Annotated in this window: 12 protein-coding genes; 8 read left to right on the plus strand and 4 right to left on the minus strand. The window is 67.3% G+C overall.

Annotated elements, in window-relative coordinates; genetic code table 11:
- Positions 1-863, minus strand: an 863-nt coding sequence (locus A5747_RS22975; protein WP_083700599.1) for a DUF222 domain-containing protein, incomplete at its 3' end; no start/stop codon positions are given.
- Positions 864-1,121: 258 nt separating this feature from the next.
- Between A5747_RS22975 and A5747_RS22980 the strand changes: the two genes are divergently transcribed.
- The 5 genes from A5747_RS22980 (at position 1,122) to A5747_RS23000 (ending at position 9,383) form a co-directional block, all read left to right on the plus strand.
- Positions 1,122-1,625, plus strand: a complete 504-nt coding sequence (locus A5747_RS22980; protein WP_076128622.1) for a single-stranded DNA-binding protein — start codon at positions 1,122-1,124, stop codon at positions 1,623-1,625.
- Positions 1,626-1,714: 89 nt separating this feature from the next.
- A complete protein-coding gene (gene ettA, locus A5747_RS22985) occupies positions 1,715-3,391 on the plus strand; it encodes an energy-dependent translational throttle protein EttA (protein WP_076128624.1) in 1,677 nt (558 codons plus the stop codon).
- Between the two features lie 87 nt (positions 3,392-3,478).
- Positions 3,479-8,314, plus strand: coding sequence for an NAD-glutamate dehydrogenase (locus tag A5747_RS22990; protein WP_076128626.1), 4,836 nt, complete (start codon positions 3,479-3,481; stop codon positions 8,312-8,314).
- Complete coding sequence (locus A5747_RS22995; RefSeq protein ID WP_076128628.1) at positions 8,311-8,724, plus strand: thioesterase family protein; 414 nt, start codon at positions 8,311-8,313, stop codon at positions 8,722-8,724. The genes A5747_RS22990 and A5747_RS22995 overlap by 4 nt, the downstream gene beginning before the upstream one ends.
- 32 nt (positions 8,725-8,756) lie before the next feature.
- Positions 8,757-9,383, plus strand: coding sequence for a hypothetical protein (locus A5747_RS23000; RefSeq protein ID WP_142245704.1), 627 nt, complete (start codon positions 8,757-8,759; stop codon positions 9,381-9,383).
- A gap of 18 nt (positions 9,384-9,401) precedes the next feature.
- Here A5747_RS23000 and A5747_RS23005 read toward each other — a convergent pair whose 3' ends face one another.
- Positions 9,402-11,000, minus strand: coding sequence for an alpha-amylase family glycosyl hydrolase (locus tag A5747_RS23005; RefSeq protein ID WP_142245703.1), 1,599 nt, complete (start codon positions 10,998-11,000; stop codon positions 9,402-9,404).
- Entirely contained in the window at positions 11,000-11,389 is a 390-nt protein-coding gene (locus tag A5747_RS23010) for a globin (RefSeq protein WP_076128633.1), read from the minus strand. Before A5747_RS23010 ends, A5747_RS23005 begins: the two co-directional genes overlap by 1 nt.
- Before the next feature lie 155 nt (positions 11,390-11,544).
- Between A5747_RS23010 and A5747_RS23015 the strand changes: the two genes are divergently transcribed.
- From A5747_RS23015 to A5747_RS23025, 3 genes are all read left to right on the plus strand, one after another.
- On the plus strand, positions 11,545-12,192 hold the full coding sequence (locus A5747_RS23015) for an HNH endonuclease (protein WP_076128635.1): 648 nt from the start codon (positions 11,545-11,547) through the stop codon (positions 12,190-12,192).
- 65 nt (positions 12,193-12,257) lie between these two features.
- Positions 12,258-12,485 (plus strand): hypothetical protein, encoded by a 228-nt coding sequence (locus A5747_RS23020; RefSeq protein WP_076057762.1) that lies wholly within the window; start codon positions 12,258-12,260, stop codon positions 12,483-12,485.
- The gene (locus A5747_RS23025) at positions 12,472-12,939 is read left to right on the plus strand and encodes a DUF5130 domain-containing protein (RefSeq protein ID WP_076128637.1); all 468 of its coding nucleotides are present in this window, start codon (positions 12,472-12,474) and stop codon (positions 12,937-12,939) included. The genes A5747_RS23020 and A5747_RS23025 overlap by 14 nt, the downstream gene beginning before the upstream one ends.
- Positions 12,940-12,949: 10 nt before the next feature.
- Here A5747_RS23025 and pepN read toward each other — a convergent pair whose 3' ends face one another.
- Complete coding sequence (gene pepN / locus A5747_RS23030; protein ID WP_076128639.1) at positions 12,950-15,535, minus strand: aminopeptidase N; 2,586 nt, start codon at positions 15,533-15,535, stop codon at positions 12,950-12,952.
- Positions 15,536-15,547 lie beyond the last annotated feature (12 nt).

Consider the following 15,547-nt stretch of genomic DNA (forward strand, 5'->3'; position numbering starts at 1 on the left):
GAGCGCCCGGCGCCGATGAGCTGACCGTCGCGTTCCAACCACACCTCACAGGTGGCATCACAGGACAGGTATTGGCGTTCGGCGTCCGATAACACCGGGCCCAGGTGCAGTGCGGCGATGCGCGCCTCGATGTCGAGATGCATCACCACGGTGGTGTGCTGCCCATGCGGGCGGCGGGCCGCCTCGGCGTCCCACCCAGCCTCGACCAGTCGCATAAACGCCGCGGCGGTGTTCGGCAACGGCGGCGCGTTATTCGATGCCCGTGCGTCGGTGTCGTGATCGTGTTTCCACTCGGCGATCAGCACATCACGATGCGACGCCAGCGCCGCGTCGAACTTCGCCGCCTCATCGTGAGCAAGGGTGATCCGATAACAACTGCCCTGCTCGGTGCTGGTCCTGGTGAACGCGCGCTCGGGCTCGCGGCGCGGTTCGGGTTCGGGCCGCGGTTCCAGCTTGAGCGCGGTGCGCAGCTGCGTGACCGTGGCCACCCGCGCCAACTGCAGGTAATGCTCATCAGATCCCGCACCCGCGCGCGCCGCGATAACGCCCACCTGATCCAGCGATAACCAGCCCTCCCGCATGCCCTGAACGCAGCGCGGGAACTCCTCACGCCGGGCCGCGACAGTGGCGATCGTGTGCGCAGTGGCCGGCGAGCAGCCGGTCTTCCAGGCCACCAACGCCGGCACCGAGCGCGCCCCAGTGGCGCCCCACAGCCGGTCGCGATCAATCTCGGACACAATCTCCACGATGCGCCCATCAATCGCGTTGCGCTGACCGGCCAACTCCGCCAACTCCTCAAACAACACCTCAAGACGCTCAGCAGGACTCAACCCCGCCAAGGCAAGCGACGCGGTCGAAGACATGACCACATCCTCGCAAAGGGGTACGACAAATCCCGGCCGCCCAATCCGCGCCAGGTCGTGACCAACACCAATCGCCAAGCGAGACAGCCTGATTGGCGCGTTCACGCCAGCAGGCTATCCACAGTCTCGGTTCTTTCAACAGGTTTGGCGATTGGGCCTAATTCGGCACGGAACCCGTCGGTGGCGCGGCGCTAAATGGCGGCCAGATAGGGCGCGCTCACCGCGCGAAGAGATAGCAAAACCAGAAGGGACAAGCCAATGTTCGAAACGCCGCTCACCGTCGTCGGTCACATCGTCAACGACCCTCAGCGCCGCCAGGTCGGCAATCAGGAGGTCATCAAATTCCGCGTGGCCAGCAATTCGCGCCGCCGCACCGGCGACGGCAACTGGGAGCCGGGCAACTCACTGTTCATCACCGTCAACTGCTGGGGAAAGCTGGTCACCGGGGTCGGGGCGGCACTGGGCAAGGGAGCCCCAGTGATCGTGGTGGGCTACGTGTACACCAGCGAGTACGAGGACCGCGACGGCAACCGCCGCTCGTCGCTCGAGATGCGCGCGACGTCGGTAGGCCCGGACGTGTCGCGGGCGATCGTGCGCATCGAGAAGCCGGGCTACACCGGCCCCAGTGCGGATCAGGCCGCGGCGGCCGACGGAGAATCGGCGGCCAACGGCTCGGCCACCGACTCCGCCGACGACACCGCCGCCGAGCGGACCCCGTCCGGCGACGCCGAGGGCGCCGGCCCGCTGCCCCTCTCCGCTTAGCGGCGGGCTCGGGGGCCCGGCTGGGTCCGCCAGGCGATGCCTAGGATGGTCGAGGTAATTCTGCAAGACCAGAAAGGCAAACCCGCGGCATGGCTGAGTTCATCTACACGATGAAGAAGGTCCGCAAGGCGCACGGCGACAAGGTGATCCTGGACGACGTCACCTTGAGCTTCTTCCCAGGAGCCAAGATCGGTGTCGTCGGTCCCAATGGGGCCGGTAAGTCGAGCGTCTTGCGGATCATGGCCGGTCTGGACAGGCCGAACAACGGCGAAGCCTTCCTGGCCAACGACGCCAGCGTCGGCATCCTGCTGCAAGAGCCGCCGCTGAACGAGGACAAGACGGTCCGCGGCAACGTCGAGGAGGGCCTGGGCGACATCAAGGTCAAGCTCGACCGGTTCAACGAGGTCGCCGAGTTGATGGCCACCGACTACACCGACGAGTTGATGGAGGAAATGGGCCGTCTGCAAGAGGAACTGGACCACGCCGACGCGTGGGACCTCGACTCGCAGCTGGAGCAGGCGATGGATGCGCTGCGCTGCCCGCCGCCGGACGAACCGGTGACGAACCTGTCCGGCGGTGAGCGACGCCGCGTGGCGCTGTGCAAGCTGTTGCTGTCCAAACCCGACCTGCTGCTGCTCGACGAACCCACCAACCACCTGGACGCCGAAAGCGTGCAGTGGCTCGAACAGCACCTGGCCGCCTATCCGGGGGCGATCCTGGCGGTCACCCACGACCGCTACTTCCTGGACAACGTCGCCGAGTGGATTCTGGAACTCGATCGCGGGCGCGCGTACCCCTACGAGGGCAACTACTCGACCTACCTGGAGAAAAAGGCCGAGCGGCTGGCGGTACAGGGGCGCAAGGACGCCAAGCTGCACAAGCGATTGACCGAGGAACTGGCCTGGGTCCGGTCCGGGGCCAAAGCACGTCAGGCCAAAGGCAAGGCGCGCCTGCAGCGCTACGAGGAGATGGCCGCCGAGGCGGAGAAGACGCGCAAGCTCGACTTCGAGGAGATCCAGATTCCCGTCGGGCCGCGGCTGGGCAACGTAGTCGTCGAGGTCGAGCACCTCGACAAGGGCTACGACGGCCGCACCCTGATCAAGGATCTGTCGTTCACGCTGCCGCGCAACGGCATCGTCGGCGTCATCGGTCCCAACGGGGTCGGCAAGACCACGCTGTTCAAAACCATCGTCGGGCTCGAGCAGCCGGACAGCGGCACCGTCAAGGTCGGGGAGACCGTCAAGCTCAGCTATGTGGACCAGACCCGCGCCGGCATCGATCCGAAGAAGACGGTGTGGGAGGTCGTTTCCGATGGGCTGGACTACATCGAGGTCGGTCAGACCGAGGTACCGTCGCGGGCCTACGTGTCGGCGTTCGGGTTCAAGGGTCCCGACCAGCAAAAGCCCGCCGGCGTGCTGTCCGGCGGCGAACGCAACCGGCTCAACCTCGCGCTCACGCTCAAGCAGGGCGGCAACCTGATTCTGCTGGACGAGCCGACCAACGACCTGGATGTCGAGACGTTGGGTTCGCTGGAAAACGCGCTGGAGAAATTCCCCGGTTGCGCCGTGGTGATCTCGCACGATCGCTGGTTCCTCGACCGGACGTGCACGCACATCCTGGCGTGGGAGGGCGACGACGACAACGAGGCGAAGTGGTTCTGGTTCGAGGGCAACTTCGGCGCGTATGAGGAGAACAAGGTGGAAAGGCTCGGCGAAGAAGCCGCCCGGCCGCACAGAGTGACCCACCGCAAGCTCACACGCGACTAGTGTCGGCTCTGCCGACGCCCTACGACGCCGTTCAGGAGTGGGGCGATCGAGCGCAGTGGCGTCCGTCGCGAGTTGGGAGCAATCGGCATGGCGATCGATCCCGGAGCTAAGCACGAACTCAAGCCCTGGACCACGTTCACCAACCCTCAGGACATTCCCGACTGGATCGCGACCGCCTACATCGAGAGCTACCGGGGCCCGCACCGAGAAGAGCCCGGCGCCGAAACCGGTCCCATCGACCTGAGCATCCCCGCCGCAATGGTGACCCCGGAGATGCTGAGCGCCCACTATCGGCTCGGCCAGTGCCGCCCGGCCGGCGGCAACTGTGTCTGCGTCCATCCGGCGGACGATCCCGCCGGATTCGGGCCCGCACTGCAAGTCGTCACCGATCACGGCGGGATGCTGATGGATTCCGTCACGGTCCTGCTCCATCGGCTCGGAGTCGACTACTCGGCGATCATGAACCCGGTGTTCGCCGTGCGGCGCAACCCCGAGGGGGAGTTGCTCAGCGTCGAACCGAAAGCGCCCGGCGCGCCGCAATACGTCGGCGAGGCGTGGATTCACATCCAGCTGTCGCCCGCGGTCGATACCAAGGCCCTCGCCGAGGTCGACCGGCTGTTGCCGAAGGTCCTGGCCGACGTCCAACAGGTCGCCAGCGACGCGACGGCGTTGATCGCCACCCTGAGTGGCCTGGCCGCCGACGTCGAAGCCAACGAGGGCGACCACTACACGGCGCCGGACCGCGAGGACGTCGCGGCCCTGCTGCGCTGGCTGGGCAACGGGAACTTCCTGCTGCTGGGTTACCAGCGTTGCCGGGTGCACGACGGCCTGGTCTCCAGCGACGGGTCACCGAGCCTCGGTGTCCTGCGCACCCGCACCGGTTCCCGTCCGCGATTGACCGACGACGACCACCTTCTGGTCCTGGCGCAATCCGTCGTCGGCAGCTATCTGCGCTACGGGGCGTACCCATACGCCATCGCGATACGCGAATACACTGACGGCGGCGTTCTCGAGCACCGCTTCGTCGGCCTGTTCACGGTCGCCGCGATGAACGCCGACGTCCTGGAGATCCCGTCGATCTCCCGCCGGGTCCGCGAGGCGCTGGCGATGGCCGACAACGATCCCGCCCACCCCGGCCAGCTGCTGCTCGACGTCATCCAGACCGTCCCGCGCTCGGAGCTGTTCACGCTCAGCGCCGAGCGGCTCTTCGCGTTGGCCAAGGCCGTGGTGGATCTGGGATCGCAGCGGCGCGCGCTGTTGTTCGTGCGTGCCGATCGCCTGCAGTACTTCGTATCCTGCCTGGTCTACGTGCCCCGCGATCGCTACACCACCGCCGTCCGGCTGCAGATCGAAGACATCCTGGTTCGCGAGTTCGGGGGGACACGACTGGAATTCACCGCCCGTGTCAGCGAATCGCCCTGGGCACTAATGCATTTCATGGTGCGGCTACCCGAAAACACCGCCGCGGTCGATGTTTCCGAGACCAACCGGGTCCGCATCCAGGGACTGCTGAGCGAGGCGGCGCGGACCTGGGGTGACCGCCTGATCGCGGCCAGCGCGGCGGGCACCACCGCGCACGCCGACGCCGAGCATTACGCGGCCGCCTTCTCCGAGGCCTACAAACAGGCCGTCCCCCCCGACGACGCCATCCAGCACATCGCCATCATCAACGAGCTGACCGAGGACTCGGTCAAGCTGGTGTTCTCCGACCGCGGCGAAGACGGTGTCGCCCAACTGACCTGGTTCCTCGGCGGACACACCGCCTCATTGAGCCAGCTGCTGCCGATGCTGCAAAGCATGGGCGTCGTCGTCCTCGAGGAGCGACCGTTCACCGTAACCCGCCCGGACGGGCTGCCGGTATGGATCTACCAGTTCAAGATCCAACCGCACCCGACGATCCCGTTTGCCAAGACGGCGGCCGAAAGGGATTCCACCGCAGAGCGATTCGCCGACGCGGTCACGGCGATCTGGCAGGGCCGCGTCGAGATCGATCGGTTCAACGAGTTGGTCATGCGCGCGCGGCTGACGTGGCAGCAGGTCGTGCTGATCCGCGCCTACGCGAAATACCTACGGCAGGCGAACTTTCCCTACAGCCAGTCCCACATCGAGACCGTGCTCAACGACCACCCCTCCACCGCGCGATCGCTGCTGCAGTTGTTCGAGGCGCTCTTCGATCCCCGCGCATCGGGATCGCCGACCAGCCGCGACGCGCAAGCCGCGGCCGCCTCGGTCGCCGCGGACATCGACGCGGTGGTGGGCCTGGACACCGACCGTATTCTGCGCGCGTTCGCCTCGCTGGTGCAGGCAACGCTGCGAACCAATTACTTTGTGACCCGGGAGGGTTCGGCCCGGGCCCGAAACGTCTTGGCGCTCAAGCTCGACGCCCAGCTGATCGAAGAGCTGCCGCTGCCGCGCCCCAAGTACGAGATCTTCGTGTACTCGCCGCGGGTGGAGGGCGTGCACCTGAGGTTTGGCCCAGTGGCCCGCGGCGGCCTGCGCTGGTCGGATCGCCGGGATGACTTCCGCACCGAAATCCTGGGCCTGGTCAAGGCGCAGGCGGTGAAGAACGCCGTCATCGTGCCGGTCGGGGCCAAAGGCGGGTTCGTCCTCAAGCGCCCGCCGCTGCCCACCGGGGATGCCGCCGGCGACCGGGAGGCCCTGCGCGCCGAGGGCGTGACGTGCTACCAGCTCTTCATCTCCGGGCTGCTCGACGTCACCGACAACGTCGACCACGCAACCGGAAAGGTCAGCGCGCCACCGGAAGTCATTCGGCGCGACGGCGACGATGCCTACCTCGTGGTGGCCGCCGACAAGGGCACCGCCACCTTCTCCGACATCGCCAACGACGTCGCCAAGTCCTACGGCTTCTGGCTGGGTGACGCGTTCGCGTCCGGGGGATCGGTGGGCTACGACCACAAGGCCATGGGCATCACGGCCAAGGGCGCGTGGGAGGCGGTCAAACGACACTTCCGGGAGATGGGCGTCGACACCCAGACCGAGGACTTCACCGTCGTCGGCATCGGGGACATGAGCGGCGACGTGTTCGGCAACGGCATGCTGCTGAGCGAGCACATCCGGCTGCTCGCCGCCTTCGATCACCGGCACGTCTTCCTCGACCCGGACCCGGATGCCGCGGCGTCGTGGCGGGAACGCCAGCGAATGTTTGACCTGCCGCGGTCCAGCTGGGACGACTACGACAAGTCTCTGATCAGCGAGGGCGGCGGGGTGTACAGCCGCGAGCAGAAGGCCATCCCGGTCAGCCCGCAGGTGCGCGACGCCCTCGGCATCGACGGTGACGTCACCGAAATGGCCCCGCCCAACCTGATCAAGGCGATCCTGCAAGCGCCGGTGGATCTGCTGTTCAACGGCGGCATCGGCACCTACATCAAAGCCGAAACCGAGTCCGACGCCGACGTCGGCGACCGCGCCAACGATCCGGTTCGGGTCAACGCAAACCAGGTGCGCGCCAAGGTCATCGGCGAAGGCGGCAACCTCGGCGTGACGGCGTTGGGCCGCGTCGAATTCGACCTCGCCGGTGGCCGCATCAACACCGACGCGATGGACAACTCCGCCGGCGTGGACTGTTCCGACCACGAAGTCAACATCAAGATCCTGATCGACTCGCTGGTCACCGCCGGCAAGGTCAAGGCCGACGAACGCAAACAACTGCTCGAGTCGATGACCGACGAGGTTTCGCAACTGGTGCTCACCGACAACGAGGACCAAAACGATTTGATCGGCACCAGCCGCGCCAACGCCCCAAGCCTGCTCCCGGTGCACGCGATGCAGATCAAGTACCTGGTCGAAGAGCGCGGCGTGAACCGCGAATTGGAAGCGCTGCCGTCGGAGAAGGAAATTGCGCGGCGATCCGACGCCGGTCTCGGGCTCACCTCTCCCGAGCTCTGCACGCTGATGGCGCACGTCAAGCTGGGACTCAAAGAGCAGATGCTGACCACGGAGCTGACCGAACAGGACGTGTTCGCATCCCGGTTGCCGGAATACTTCCCGAGGCCGCTGCGGGAGCGGTTCACGCCGGAGATTCGCACGCATCAGCTGCGCCGCGAGATCGTCACCACCATGCTGATTAACGATCTCGTAGATACCGCCGGCATCAGCTACGCCTTCCGGATCACCGAGGATGTCGGCGTCGGACCGATCGATGCGATACGCACCTACGTGGCCACCGATGCCATCTTCGGTGTGGGTCACATTTGGCGGCGCATCCGCGCGGCCAGCCTCCCGGTCGCGCTGTCCGACCGGATGACGCTGGACACCCGCCGGCTGATCGACCGCGCCGGGCGCTGGCTGCTCAACTATCGTCCGCAGCCGCTGGCCGTCGGCGCCGAGATCAACCGATTCGCCGCCAAGGTGAAGGCGCTGACACCGCGCATGTCGGAGTGGCTGCGCGGCGACGACAAGGCCATCGTCGAAAAGGAAGCCGCCGAGTTCGCGTCGCAGGGTGCGCCCAAGGACCTGGCCTACCGGGTCGCCGCGGGGCTGTATCGCTACAGCCTGCTCGACATCATCGACATCGCTGACATCACCGAGATGGACAGCGCCGAAGTCGCGGACACCTACTTCGCCCTGATGGATCGGCTGGGCACCGACAGTCTGCTGACCGCGGTTTCCGAGCTACCGCGACGGGACCGCTGGCATTCGTTGGCGCGCTTGGCGATTCGTGACGACATCTACGCCTCGCTGCGGTCGCTGTGCTTCGATGTGCTGGCCGTCGGGGAGCCCGACGAGAGCGGTGAAGAGAAGATCGGGGAGTGGGAACACATCAGCGCATCCCGGGTGGAGCGGGCCCGCCGGACGCTCACAGAGATCCAGGAAAGCGGCGCAAAGGATCTCGCGACCCTGTCGGTGGCCGCGCGGCAGATCCGCCGCATGACCCGCACCAGCGGCAGGGGATCGTCGAGTTGAGCGCTGGATTCGTCGCGCCCGTGCCGGTGCGCTGGTCGGACATCGACATGTACCAGCACATCAACCACGCCACCATGGTCACCCTCCTCGAGGAGGCGCGGGTCCCGTTCCTCAAGGAACCGTTCGCGGCCGACATCGCCACCATCGGCCTGCTGATCGCCGACGTCCGCGTCACGTACAAGGATCAGCTGCGGCTGGCCGATTCGCCTCTGCAGGTGACCATTTGGACCAAGCGGCTGCGGGCCGTCGACTTCACGCTCGGCTACGAGGTGCGCTCGGTGGCCGCCGATCCCGAGTCCAAGCCCGCCGTCGTCGCCGAATCGCAGCTGGCCGCGGTCCACATCGAGGAGCAGCGGCTGGTGCGGCTGTCCCCACAGCACCGGGAGTATCTGCAACGGTGGATGCGGTAGCCGAGCGCGGACTGTGGCTGGGCCCGGAGCGAATGGAGGCCCACCGCGCGGACCTGGCTGCGTTCGTCGACCATGCGACGCGGCTCGACGACGCCGCGGTCGTCCGGCTCCGCGCCCGATCCGCCGGATTGCTCACGGCATGGGTGGCGACGGGTTTCGACGTGCTGGCCAGCCGGGTGGTGGTGGGCAGGGTGCGGCCGGGGGACCTGACCGTCGCCGCGGACGGATTGGCCCGCGGCCTGTCCGCGATGGACGACTCGGGATATGTCGATCCCGGCTTCTCCATGGATTCGGCCTGGCGAACCGCGTTGCCACCGGAATCGGGCTTTACCCATCTCGACGACGTGCCGGCCCGGGTGATGCTGGACCTGGCGCAACGCGGCGCGCGACTTGCCAAGGAACACAGCAGTTCACACGGTCCGCCGGTGTCGCTGCTCGACCAGGAGGTCATCCGGGTCAGCGCGGCCGACGTCAGCGTCGGACTGCCGATGCGCTGCGTGTTCGCCCTGACCGCAATGGGCTTCCTGCCGCAGTCGCCGGATGCGGTCGACGCCGACGAGATCATCCGGGTGCGGATTCTGCCGGCGTGGCTGCGCCTCGACGCCAAGTTCGGCTCGGTGCACCGGCGCCGCGCCCACGCGGCGCTGGTGCTGCGCTGATCAAGCTGAGCGGCGGCCTCAGACCACCCACGCCGCGGCGTCGGGCGGCAGCTTGCCGCCGTCCAGCGGCGCGCTGGCCAAGATGACTTCGCCCGGCGGCAACGCCATCGGGCGCCGGCCGGCGTTCAGCGCGCACACCACACCCGCGCCACCGCGCCGGAAGATCAGCGCGTCCCGCGGCGCGGTCAGCCACTCGATGTCGCCGCCATCGAATTCCGCCCGCTCCCTGCGCAATTCGAGCGCACGCCGGAAGAACGACAGGGTCGAGGCGGGATCCGCCTCCTGCTTCTCGACGGTCAGCGCCGCCCACTCCGCCGGCATCGGCAACCAGGTGTCGGCGTTCGCCGAGAACCCGAACGGGGGAGCGTCGCCGGACCACGGCAGCGGAACCCGGCACTTGTCGCGGCCGCGTTCGGTGTGTCCCGATCGTTCCCACGTCGGGTCCTGCAAGACCTCGTCGGGCAGTTCGACGTCGGGCAGGCCGAGTTCCTCACCGTTGTAGATGAACACGGCGCCCGGCAGGGCGAGCATCACCATCGCCATGGCCCGCGCCCGGCGCAGGCCGACCTCGCCGCCGCCGTAGCGGGTCACCTCGCGGCCCACATCGTGGTTGGACAGCGTCCAGGTCGGGATCGCGTTTTCGATGGCCGTCGCCGCCAGTGAATTCTCGATCGCCGCACGGACTTCGGCCGCGTCGAAGTCGATCTTCGTGAGCCGGAAATTGAAGCCGAGATGCAGTTCGTCGGGCCGCAGATACTCCGCCCAGCGGACGTTGTCGGTCACCCACACCTCGCCCACGGTCACCGCCGCGGGATAGTCGTTGACGACCCTGCGGATGTCGCGGTGAATCTCGTGCACGCTCGGGTGGTTGAAGCGCGGGTCGTCGTCGGTGTGGTGCAACACCTTCGCCTCGAGGGCCGGCGAGTCCGGTAGGCCGGGGGGCTTGGCCATCCCGTGCGCCACGTCGATGCGGAAGCCGTCGACGCCGCGTTCCAGCCAGAACCGCAGCGTCTTCTCGAAGTCGTCGAAGACGTCCGGGTGCTCCCAATTGAGATCCGGCTGCTCGGCGTCGAACAGGTGCAGATACCACTGGCCGGGATTGCCGTCCGGCTCGACCACCCGCGTCCACGCCGGCCCGCCGAACACCGACGTCCAGTTGTTCGGCGGCAGTTCCCCGACGTCGCCCCGCCCGTCACGAAAGAAATAGCGCTCCCGCGCGTCGGTGGCCGGGCCCGCGGCCAGCGCCGCCTGGAACCACGGGTGCGCCGAACTGGTGTGGTTGGGCACCACGTCCATGGTGATTTTCATGCCTCGCCCGTGAGCCGCGGTGATCAGCCGCTCGATCGCGGCCATCCCGCCGAACAGCGGGTCGATGTCCCGGGGATCGGCGACGTCGTAGCCGTGATCGGCCATCGGGGAGACGGTGACCGGGTTGAGCCAAATCGCGTCTACGCCGAGGCGCTCCAGGTGCCCCAGCCGGGACGTCAAGCCGTCCAGGTCGCCGACGCCGTCACCGTCGCTGTCGGCGAACGACCGTGGATACACCTGGTAGAACACCGCGCTTGACCACCACGGCTTGGAGTCCATTCCACCCCGCTTAGTTTCGTGGGCCGACATCAAAACGAAGAGTTGACGAGCGAGTGGGCAGCCATTTCCAGATAGTCGAGCAACTCCCGGCGGTGCTCGTCGTCCAGCGTCTGCGAGTCGATGGACGCGACGGCGGTGTGCATGCACCGCAGCCAGGCGTCGCGCTCGATGGGCGTGATCCGGAACGGGACGTGCCGCATCCGCAGCCGGGGATGGCCGCGCCTGTCCGAGTAGGTCCGCGGGCCACCCCAGTACTGCTCGAGGAACATGCGTAGACGTTCCTCGGCGCCCTCGAGGTCGTCCAGCGGATAGACCTCACGCAATATTTCGTCTTCGGGAACCTGTGCGTAAAAGCGCGACACGATCGCATGGAACGTCTCGGCACCGCCAACAGCGTCGTAGAAGCTCACCTGATCCATCGATCCCCATTGTGGTGCATCGCCGGCCCGGCAACGCGCGGCGGGCATCGAACGACGGCCAAGTCACGCCCGCTGTTCACCGGTTCGACACGGCGCGCACCTGCAATGAGGGTGCGTTTGGCGGCGAATCATGGTGGACTATCCGCGGAGGATCTATGGCGCATGGCAAGAGACGCCGCAGCCACCGCAGTTCCGGTGCCGCGGCAGGGTTGACCGGGCCCCCATCCGTGTCGCCTCTGCACAGCGTCGATACCCACCCGCCCACCCGCCACGAGAGCGCGTCGATCTGGAGTCGTCGGCGGGTCCTGCTGCTGAATTCCACCTACGAGCCGTTGACCGCGCTGCCGATGCGCCGGGCGATCGTCATGGTGATCTGCGGCAAGGCCGACGTCGTGCACCACGATCCCGCCGGACCGGTGATCCACTCGGCGACCAGGTCAATCGTGGTGCCGTCGGTGATCCAGTTGCGCACCTACGTCCGGGTGCCGTACCGCGCCCGCGTCCCGATGACCCGCGCCGCACTGATGCACCGCGACCGTTTCTGCTGCGCCTACTGCGGGGCGAAGGCCGACACCGTCGACCATGTGGTGCCACGCAGCCGCGGCGGCGACCACTCCTGGGAAAACTGCGTCGCGTGCTGCTCGACATGCAACCACCGCAAGGGCGACAAGCTGCTCACCGAACTCGGCTGGGCGCTGCGACGCGCGCCGGTGCCGCCCACGGGACAGCACTGGCGATTGCTGTCCACCGTCAAGGAATTGGATCCCGCCTGGGCTCGATACCTCGGTGAAGGCGCCGCCTGACCCAACTTGGGTCCTGAGTGCGTCGGTTCGTCGCGCCGTGGGATACGGTTTGCGTCGTGAGCGTTATGCAGATCCATCTGTTGTTCATCGGGATCCCGTTATCGCTGGTGATCGTGCTCGTCGGGCTGATCTGGAGGCACAAGGGCCCACACCCGGCGACGTACAAGATGTCGGAGCCGTGGACCCATCCGCCCATCCTGTGGGCCGCCACCGACGAAGCCGTCGGCGGCGAGCACGGCGGGCATGGCACGTCGGAGTTCTCGGTTGGGGGTGGCGCCAGTGGCACGTGGTGAAGTAGCGACGATCGAGCCCGCCGAGCTGCCCAAGGGCTTCGTGATCACCACCAGCGGACGCATCTCGGGGGTGACCGAGCCCGGGACGGTGTCGGTGCACTACCCGTTCCCGATCAAAGACCTCGTCGCCATCGACGACGCGCTGAAATACGCGTCGCGGTCCTCGATGGCGCGGTTCGCCATCTATCTCGGCGACCTGGGCAGCGACACCGCCGCTCGGGCCCGCGAAATCCTGGCCAAGGTGCCCACGCCCAACAACGCGGTCTTGCTCGCGGTCTCGCCCGACCAGTCCGTCATCGAGGTCGTCTACGGCGCCCAGGTTCGCGGGCGCGGCGCCGAGTCGGCCGCGCCGCTGGGAGTGGCCGCCGCGGCGTCGGCGTTCAAGCAGGGGAACCTGGTCGACGGGCTCGTCAGCGCGATCCGCGTGCTCAGCGCCGGGATATCGCCGGCCTGACCGCTCGCTGCTAGCCCGCGGAACCGTCGAAGCGGCGGGCCCGCAGCGAACGCTTGATCCCCGCCTGGCCCTCCAGCACCAGCCGGCGCAGCGCCGGCGGCACCTCGGACTCCGGGGCCTGCAGGAAGCGGTCGGCGGCCGCAACACCCTCCTCGCTGATATCCCAGTGCGGGTACAACCCGATCACCACGGTCTGGGCGACCTCGCTGGAACGTCGCGTCCACACTCCGGTGACGGCGTCGAAGTAGCGCTCGGTGAACGGCTTGAGCAGCTCATGCTGTCCCGGCGGCGCGATGCCCGCGATCATCGAGCGGGCCGTGATGTTGGCCAGGGTGTCGTCTTCGACCACCGTGGTCCACGCCTGCTCCTTGACCTGCGGTTGGGGCCGGGCGGCGGCGGCCTGGGCGCCGTGGCGCTTGCCGGCCGCCGTGGGGTCGCGCTGAACCTCGGCGTCGATGAACGGTGTCGCCGGCCCGTCGGCGTCGATCTTGCCGGCAGTGGCCAACGCGATCACGATGCGCCAGCGCAGGTCGGTGTCGATCTGCAGGCCGGCCAACCCGAGTTCGTCGGGGTCGCGATCGAGCAGGTCGGCCAGCGTCTCGACATGCCGGGGGGACAGCACCGACGTGCACAGCGCGTTGAGGAACGCGAGCTGGTGATCCGATCCGGGCTCCGCGGCGCGGGCCAACTCCAGCAGCCGGTCGGCGAACTGCGCCCAGCCGTCCTGGTGGGCCCAGGCCGGGTCGGCGTAGGAGGTCAGCGCCGTCTGCGCCTGCATCAGCAGCCGCTGCAACACCGCAACCTCCGTTTCGGCGTGCACGCCGCGCGATACCAGTGCCACGAAGTCACGGGCGCGCAGCTCGGCCTCGCGGGTCATCTCCCACGCCGCCGACCACACCAGCGAGCGTGGCAGCGGCTCGGTGATGTCGCCGATGCGTTCCAGCGCGGTCCGCAGCGACTGCGGGTCCAGCCGCAGCGAGCAATAGGTCAGGTCGTCATCGTTGACCAGAATCAGCTTGCCGCGCGAAACACCAACCAGCGCAGCAACTTCCGTGTCGGCGCCATCGACGTCGATTTCCTCCCGGTGTAGCCGCACTAGCTTGCCGGACCCGTCGTCGTCGTAGATTCCGATCGCCAGCCGATGCACCCGCGTCTCGCCCGCGCCCGGCGCCGCGCCGCCCTGCTGCACCACGAACCGGGTGAACCTGCCGTCGGCGTCCAGGTCGAAATCCGCGCGCAGCGTGTTCAGCCCGGTGGTTTTCAGCCACTGCTGGCCCCAGGTCGACAGGTCGCGGCCGGACGCCTTCTCCAGCGCGGCGATCAGATCGCCGAACGTGGCGTTGCCGTACGCATGGGTGCGGAAGTAGTCGCGCAGCCCGGCCAGGAAGTGCTCCAGTCCGACGTAGGCCACTAGCTGTTTGAGCACCGATGCGCCTTTGGCATAGGTGATTCCGTCGAAGTTCACCTCGACCGCGGCCAAGTCGGGGATGTCCGCTGCGATCGGGTGCGTCGAGGGCAGCTGGTCCTGACGGTATGCCCACGATTTCTCGACGGTGGCGAAAGTCGTCCAGGCCTCGGTGAATTCGGTGGCCTCGCTTTGACACAACACCGACGCGAACGTCGCGAACGACTCGTTCAGCCACAGGTCGTCCCACCACGACATGGTGACCAGGTCCCCGAACCACATGTGCGCCATCTCGTGCAGCACCGTCTCGGCGCGCCGCTCGTAGGATGCGCGGGTGACCTTGCTGCGAAAGACATAGTCCTCGAGGAACGTCACCGCGCCGGCGTTTTCCATTGCGCCGGCGTTGAATTCGGGCACGAACAGCTGGTCGTACTTGCCGAACGCATACGGTAGGCCGAAGTTCTTGTGGTAGAAGCCAAAGCCCTGCTTGGTCTGGGTGAACAACCGCTCGGCGTCCATGTATGGCGCCAGCGAGGCGCGGCAGTAGATGCCCAGCGGGATCTCGCTGTGTTCGTCGGTGTAGGCGTCCTTCCACTCCGCGTACGGCCCCGCGATCAACGCGACCAGATAGGTGCTCATCCGCGGGGTGGTGGCGAAGGTATGCACGCCGTCGGCGACGCCGGTGGTCGCGCCGTTGGAGATCACCTTCCAATGCTTCGGCGCGGTCACCTGCATGGCGAACGTGGCCTTGAGGTCGGGCTGGTCGAAGCAGGCGAACACGCGCTTGGCGTCGGCGGTTTCGAATTGCGAGTACAGATACGTCTCGTCGTCCACCGGGTCGACGAAGCGATGCAGTCCCTCGCCGGTGTTGGAGTAGCGGAAATCGGCGTCGACGACGACGACATTGCGGTCGGCGAGTCCGCTCAGGGCGATGCCGGTCGATTCGTCGTAGCCGGACACGTCCAGTTCGCGGCCGTTGAGGGTGGCGCTGTGGATGACCTCGGCGGCGATGTCGATGACCGTGTCGGCGCCGGCGAGCGCGTCGAACACCACGGTGGTGGTGGACCGGAACGTGCGTTCGCCGGGGGCGCCGGAACCGTCGGTGAGATCGACGTTGATCTGGTAGCTGTCGACCGTGATCAGGGCGGCGCGTTCGACGGCCTGGTCCCGGGTGAGGTTAGGTAGGGCCACGCGTCCAACTTA

Origin of the sequence: Mycobacterium sp. IS-836 (assembly GCF_001954275.1) — a bacterium.
Classification (GTDB): domain Bacteria; phylum Actinomycetota; class Actinomycetes; order Mycobacteriales; family Mycobacteriaceae; genus Mycobacterium.